Annotated in this window: 8 protein-coding genes; 5 read left to right on the top strand and 3 right to left on the bottom strand. The window is 72.2% G+C overall.

Annotated features, from left to right (window positions below):
* Positions 1–613, top strand: a 613-nt coding sequence (locus ACWEVO_RS27905) for a PASTA domain-containing protein (RefSeq protein WP_452310466.1), incomplete at its 5' end; no start/stop codon positions are given.
* Positions 614–617: 4 nt separating this feature from the next.
* On the opposite strand, the gene ACWEVO_RS27900 is transcribed toward ACWEVO_RS27905, so the two are convergent.
* Both ACWEVO_RS27900 and ACWEVO_RS27895 read right to left on the bottom strand, forming a co-directional pair.
* A complete protein-coding gene (locus ACWEVO_RS27900) occupies positions 618–1,052 on the bottom strand; it encodes a hypothetical protein (protein ID WP_452310465.1) in 435 nt (144 codons plus the stop codon).
* A gap of 99 nt (positions 1,053–1,151) precedes the next feature.
* Positions 1,152–1,439 carry a hypothetical protein gene (locus tag ACWEVO_RS27895; protein ID WP_452310464.1) on the bottom strand — a complete coding sequence of 96 codons (288 nt, stop codon included), beginning with the start codon at positions 1,437–1,439 and terminating at the stop codon, positions 1,152–1,154.
* Positions 1,440–2,113: 674 nt separating this feature from the next.
* On the opposite strand from ACWEVO_RS27895, the gene ACWEVO_RS27890 reads away from it, so the two are divergent.
* The 3 genes from ACWEVO_RS27890 (at position 2,114) to ACWEVO_RS27880 (ending at position 3,733) form a co-directional block, all read left to right on the top strand.
* Complete coding sequence (locus ACWEVO_RS27890) at positions 2,114–2,995, top strand: helix-turn-helix domain-containing protein (protein ID WP_452310467.1); 882 nt, start codon at positions 2,114–2,116, stop codon at positions 2,993–2,995.
* Positions 2,965–3,186, top strand: a complete 222-nt coding sequence (locus tag ACWEVO_RS27885; protein WP_452310463.1) for a DUF397 domain-containing protein — start codon at positions 2,965–2,967, stop codon at positions 3,184–3,186. Before ACWEVO_RS27890 ends, ACWEVO_RS27885 begins: the two co-directional genes overlap by 31 nt.
* A gap of 145 nt (positions 3,187–3,331) precedes the next feature.
* Complete coding sequence (locus ACWEVO_RS27880; protein ID WP_452310462.1) at positions 3,332–3,733, top strand: hypothetical protein; 402 nt, start codon at positions 3,332–3,334, stop codon at positions 3,731–3,733.
* Here ACWEVO_RS27880 and ACWEVO_RS27875 read toward each other — a convergent pair.
* On the bottom strand, positions 3,701–4,357 hold the full coding sequence (locus ACWEVO_RS27875; RefSeq protein WP_452310461.1) for a hypothetical protein: 657 nt from the start codon (positions 4,355–4,357) through the stop codon (positions 3,701–3,703). The genes ACWEVO_RS27880 and ACWEVO_RS27875 overlap by 33 nt on opposite strands.
* 219 nt (positions 4,358–4,576) lie before the next feature.
* Here ACWEVO_RS27875 and ACWEVO_RS27870 point away from each other — a divergent pair.
* Positions 4,577–5,946, top strand: a 1,370-nt coding sequence (locus ACWEVO_RS27870) for a S8 family serine peptidase (RefSeq protein WP_452310460.1), incomplete at its 3' end; no start/stop codon positions are given.

The raw sequence follows: 5,946 nt of genomic DNA, 5'->3' as shown, positions 1-5,946 counted from the left end.
GGCGGCCGCCCGCCCGGAGCAGGCCGGCGCCACCGCGCCGCTGCCGCCGGCCTGGTCCGGACGGGCCGGAGTGCCGACCCGACCGGCGGCGTACCCGGAGCCCGGGGCCGAGTGGTATACCGAGGAGCAGGCGGGCCGACGCTGGTGGATGCCGATCCTGCTGGGGATCCTGGCGCTGCTGCTGGTCGCCCTGATCGGCGTCGGCGTCTGGCTGGCGCTCCGCGCGTCCCAGCGGAACGAGGGACCCGCCCCGCTGCCCACGGCCGTCCCGACCACCGCGCCCCGGACCAGTGCCGCGCCGGCCACCACGGCGCCGAGCAGTTCGCCGCCGACCACGTCGGCCACCCCGACCAGTGCCGAGGTGCCGATGCCGCCCGTGGTGGGGCTGCCGGAGTCCGCCGCCCGGCGGATCCTCGACCGGCTCGGGGTGGACTACCGGGTGGAGACCCGGGAGTCCGACCAGCCGACCGGCACGGTGATCGAGACGGATCCGGCGGCCGGCGAGCCGATCGCGGACGGGGACCAGGTCACCCTCGTGGTGGCCGAGCGTACGGCGCCGACCACGGGCGCCGGCACGACGGCACCCACTCCGACGGCCACGGCGACTTCCTGATCCGTCACCACTGCCGGCGTCTCGTGCCCACCAGGCCCAGTCCGGCCAGCGAGATGGCGAGGCCGAGCAGCCCGGAGTAGAAGAGCGACCGGCTGACGTCCGTGGTGTCCCGTACGCTCTGCGGGTCGGCCAGCGTGCCCTGCCCGGCGCCGGCTCCCGCCTGGGCTGGGGCGGTCGGCGCGGCGGACCCCGCCAGGTCGTGCGCCGGTGCCCCCGCCCAGCCCTGCCCGTCTTCCGCGTCGGGTGGTGCGGTGCCCTCGACCACCGTGATCTCCGGAGCGGGGACGGGTTCGCTCAACTGTTGGGTGGCGGAGAAGGCGGGGTGCCGGACCACGAGCGCGAGTGCGGTCGCGGTGCCGAGGAGCGCCAGGAGCCCGAGGGCGTAGTTGATACGGGACCGGTGGTGCCGCCGTGCTGCGGGCTGATTGACCATGACCATCCCAGGTTCAGGGTCAGGGACGCACGGGTGGAGACTTCGCCGGGGTGGGCGTACCGATTCTATGGCGGCGGCACGCCCCCCGACCTGGTATTCGCGGGCTCAGCCGACCCGGACCGGGGTCCGGACGACCGGAAGCCGGCTGGCCCGCACGGTGTGCTGGCGTGCTACGGGCGCGGCGCGGTGCTGCCGCAGCCCGTCCTGCTGTACGAAGATCGACCGCCGGTTGACCGCGTCCCCCGCCGCGTCCAACTCGTAGCCGTCGAGCCAGAGCCAACCGTCGTAGGTCGGCCAGTCGAGCACCCGGATCACCCGGAACATGATGGGTCGGAGGAACTGGACACTCGCCGCGCGAGTCACGTTCAGTACGTCACCGGAGCGGGGAAGCACATGGGCTCCTGGGGAAGTTCGGCCGGCGGGGCCGGCGGAAAGCTGAGTGGGGGACAGGTCGGCCCGGCGACGGGGTCGTGCCTCGTTGACCGGCTGATCAGGTGTTTCGGTGGTGGTCGAGTGGTTCCCGCGGTGGCGGGCTGCCACTCGACCATCACCCGGCTGCTCCGGGTTACCGCTCCCACCGCCGCAGCCAAACTGGCGTACAGCGGCGGGGTTCTCACCCCGGGGCAGGTCTCACGGCGCGGGACGGCTCCCCTCCTGCCGTCCCACGGTCCGTGACGCGACCACGCCCGGAGATCATTCGGAGACGGTGAGTAACCCGTGCCATAACGACAGAGTGCATCAGTGGCGTGCTTCATGCAAGTTGCACGTCGACTTTTGCCGATACATGAGCACGACACGTGAAGCGGACGCTTGAAGCGGCTGGCTCCGAAACGGCACACTGGACGCCGGTTTCGCCCGTCGCGGCCGGTCGATGACCGGCACCACCCCTGCCGCGAACGAATCGCCCGCCGTCAAGACGGTCGCGCCCTCGGCGGGAGTGGGACCGGGCGCGATCGACCGGAGGTGGCCCCGGTGAGCGAGCGGAGCGGGCGGAGCAGCAAGCTCGGCACCGCGCGAGGCGAACGGAGTCGGCGTTCCGCGCCGGCGACCCGCGGGGTGACGTCGTGGTGAGCGAACGCCGCAGCCCGACGATCCGGCGGCGCCGGCTCGGCGCGGAACTCCGCCGTCAGCGGGAGGCCGCCGGCATCACCATCGAGGTGGTCGCCGAGCAGTTGGAGTGTTCGGCCTCCAAGATCTCCCGGATCGAGACCGGCCACACCAGCGCCACCCCACGCGACGTGCGGGACATGCTGCGCATCTACGGGGTGGTCGGCGCGGAGAGCGACGAGCTGGTGCAGATCGCCCGGGAGGCCCGGCAGAAGGGCTGGTGGCATCCGTACAGCACGGTGCTGGTCGGCGCGTACGTCGGGCTGGAGGCGGCCGCCAGCTCGATCCGGGCGTACGAGCAGCAGGTCGTGCCGGGCCTGCTGGAGACCGAGGAGTACGCGGGGGCGATGATCCGGGCCGCCCGGCCGGACTTCAGCCCCGAACAGGTGGACCAACGGGTGCGTGTCCGTCTGGGCCGTCAGTCGTTGTTGACGCAGGATGATCCGGTCGATCTGTGGGTGGTGCTCGACGAGGCGGTGCTGAGCCGGCCGGTCGGCGGCGACGCGGTGATGCGTGGCCAGCTCGAACGGCTGGTGGAGGTGGCCCAACTGCCGAACGTGACGCTGCAGGTCCTGCCGTTCGAGGTGGGAGCGCACGCCGGCATGGACGGCACCTTCACCATTCTCAGTTTCCCCGAACCGAGTGATCCCGATGTCGTGTACGCGGAGAACGCCACGGGTGGGCTCTTTCTCGAGAAGAGCGACGAACTGCAGAAGTACAGCTTCATCTTTGATCACATTCGCGCCGCGGCGATACGCCCGGAGGAGTCCATCGCACACATCGCAAAACTGGCAGAGGAGCCGTTGTGGAAATGGCGACCAAGGAGTTCCCCGTGGACCTGACGCAGGCGACCTGGTTCAAGAGCTCGAAGAGCGGGCCGAACTGTGACAACTGCGTGGAGGTCGCGTACGTGATCGGGGCGGTCGGCGTCCGGGACTCGAAGGACAAGGCAGGTCCGGCGCTGGTCTTCGCGCCGGGCGACTGGCGCGCCTTCGTCGCCGGCGCCCGGGGCGGTGCGTTCGGCCGGAACTGATCCGGCACCCGTTCCCTCCCCCGCATCGAAAGCGTGGTCCCGCCCGGCAACGCCGCCGGGCGGGACCATTTCGTCACCCGTCGCCAGTTCCGTTCCGCCTCGTTGAACCGCACAGATCGGCAACCGAGCGAGGCAGGCGAGACGGATGACGACGATCGGTTCAGACAATCTCACCAACGGCCCGGGCAAGCCGGAGCGGTTCGGCGGCAAGTACCGCGGGGCGCGCCGGGACACGGTCCTCACCGAGGTGGTCTCCGCCGACACCGAGATCAGCGGCCGGGACGAGGCCGTCCCGGAGCAGCCGTCCCCGCCGCTCACCCTGCCCTCGCTGGACCCGAACCCGCTCACCGAGCCGTCGTTCCCGCCGAGTGGATGGCCGGTCGGAGAGCCCGAGTCCCTGGCGGACCACCCGTTGCTGCGCGGCCTGCTGATGGAGTTGCCACCCAGGGGCAGCGTCCCGCCGCCCGGCTGGCTCGATCGCTGGTTCGAGGCGACCCGGGCGATCCTCGAACTGCTATACGTGCAGGGGACCGGCCGCTCGCGGTGACCCGACGGCCGGCGGCCACAATTCGGCCTCCGCGCCGCCAGTCGGCGCTCCGGACCGAACGACGGCCGGCCGCATGGCCCGCTCGACGAGCCGGTTGTGCCGCAGCGCGTGGCGTACCCCGAGCACGATCACCCCGAGCGCGCCGACGGTGATGGCCGGGCCGGCAACCGCCGGCGCGGCCAGCAGGTCGATGCCCGCTGCCGAGACCACGGCCGGCAGCACCGCGAGCGCGGTCACCTGGAGCGGCAACCCGACCAGGGGGTGGGCCGCCGCCGCGCGCAGCCCGTGCGGGGCCGGGGTGTCGGGGGCGGTGGCGAAGGCGCCCGCGCCGGCCCGGAGCCACCGGATCCGTCGTACCGAGCAGACCGCGGCGACCAGCGCGGGGGCCGCCGCGAGGCGGAGGTCCGAGGCGGCCCGGTCGATCGGCGTCGTCCCGGCGCTCTGCAGGCCCACCACCAGGACGGCCGCGGTGAGCGTCAGGCCGGTGAGGGTCAGGGCGGAGAGCCATCCGGTACGCCGGCGCAGCGCGCCGGCGCGGTCCAGCCGGGGCAGTCCGTCCGCCACCACGCCGGCGGCCGCCCAGACCGCGGCGACGGGAAGCAGAAGGAGAAGATGGCTGTCCATAGCGACAGCCTTGCCCAGTTCGGCGTCCACGGAATCCGGGACGTGACCCCGGTTCGTCCCGTACGCCCTCCCGTAGGGGTCATCCCGTCGGAGTTATGGCACATCCGGAATGTTCACAGTGTTCGCACAGTGGACCTAGCCTCTTATTGATCGGTCAGCGTCGATCTGCCTGTGCCTCACCGGGCGGACGGCCCGGGCCGGTCGGGAGGAGGTAGGGAGATGGGTCTCCCACACAGGTCCGTACTCGCCGGCCTGGCCGCCCTGGCCATGCTCGCGGCCGCGTCACCCGCGTCGGCCGCGGAGCCCAGCGGCGTGATCCGCAACGCCGGCGGCGCCACCGCGGTGGCCGACAGCTACCTCGTCGTACTGAAGGACGCCTCGGTCGCCCCGAGCGAGGTCGCCGCCACCGCCGGACGGCTCACCGGCCGGCACGGCGGCACGGTGGCGCGTACCTGGAGTGCCGCGCTGCGCGGCTTCGAGGTCCGGGTGGACGCGTCGGCCGCCGCGCGGATCGCCACCGATCCGGTCGTGGCGTACGTGGAGCAGAACCACACCATCACCATCGCCGGTACCCAGACGAACCCGCCGTCGTGGGGACTGGACCGGGTCGACCAGCGGAACCTGCCGCTGGACAGCTCGTACACGTACCCGAACACGGCGGGCAACGTGCACGCGTACATCATCGACACCGGCATCCGGACCACGCACAGCGACTTCGGCGGCCGGGCCACCTGGGGCACGAACACGGTCGACACCAACAACACCGACTGCAACGGCCACGGCACCCACGTCGCCGGCACCGTCGGCGGCTCCTCGTACGGGCTGGCCAAGGGCGTGCAGCTGGTCGCGGTCAAGGTGCTGAACTGCTCGGGCAGCGGCACCACGGCCGGGGTGGTCTCCGGCGTCAACTGGGTCACCCAGAACGCGATCAAGCCCGCGGTGGCCAACATGAGCCTCGGCGGCGGCGCGGACAGCACCCTCGACACCGCGGTCCGCAACTCGATCAGCTCGGGCGTCACCTACGCCCTGGCCGCCGGCAACGACTCCGGCGCCAACGCCTGCAACACCTCCCCGGCCCGGGTCACCGAGGCGATCACGGTCGGCTCGACGACCAGCACCGACGCCCGGTCGTCCTTCTCCAACATCGGCACCTGCCTGGACATCTTCGCGCCGGGCTCGTCGATCACGTCGGCCTGGAACAGCAGCGACACCGCCACCAACACGATCAGCGGCACCTCGATGGCGACCCCGCACGTGGTCGGGGCGGCGGCGCTGGTGGCCAGCGCCAACCCGTCCTGGACGCCGCAGCAGGTGCGGGACTACCTGGTGAACAACGCCACCAGCGACGTGGTCAGCAACCCGGGCACCGGCTCACCCAACAAGCTGCTCTACGTGGTCAACGGCAGCACCCCGCCGCCGACCAACGACTTCTCGGTCTCGGTGTCGCCCACCTCCGGCTCGACCGCGCCGGGCGGTGCGGTGACCGCGACGGTGGCCACCGCCACCACCAACGGGTCGGCGCAGTCGGTCAGCCTCTCCGCGAGCGGCCTGCCGAGCGGCGCCACCGCCTCCTTCAACCCGTCGACGGT

The sequence above is a fragment of the Micromonospora sp. NPDC003776 genome (assembly GCF_053605645.1).
The sequence above is the reverse complement of the archived record's forward strand: the minus strand, read 5'-3'. Positions and strand labels throughout refer to the sequence as shown.

Bases quoted from the DNA above. Each gene is read 5' to 3' on its own strand.
- ACWEVO_RS27900 (WP_452310465.1), bottom strand. From the start codon at position 1,052: ATGGTCATGGTCAATCAGCCCGCAGCACGGCGGCACCACCGGTCCCGT.
- ACWEVO_RS27885 (WP_452310463.1), top strand. From the start codon at position 2,965: ATGGCGACCAAGGAGTTCCCCGTGGACCTGACGCAGGCGACCTGGTTC.
- ACWEVO_RS27880 (WP_452310462.1), top strand. From the start codon at position 3,332: ATGACGACGATCGGTTCAGACAATCTCACCAACGGCCCGGGCAAGCCG.
- ACWEVO_RS27875 (WP_452310461.1), bottom strand. From the start codon at position 4,357: ATGGACAGCCATCTTCTCCTTCTGCTTCCCGTCGCCGCGGTCTGGGCG.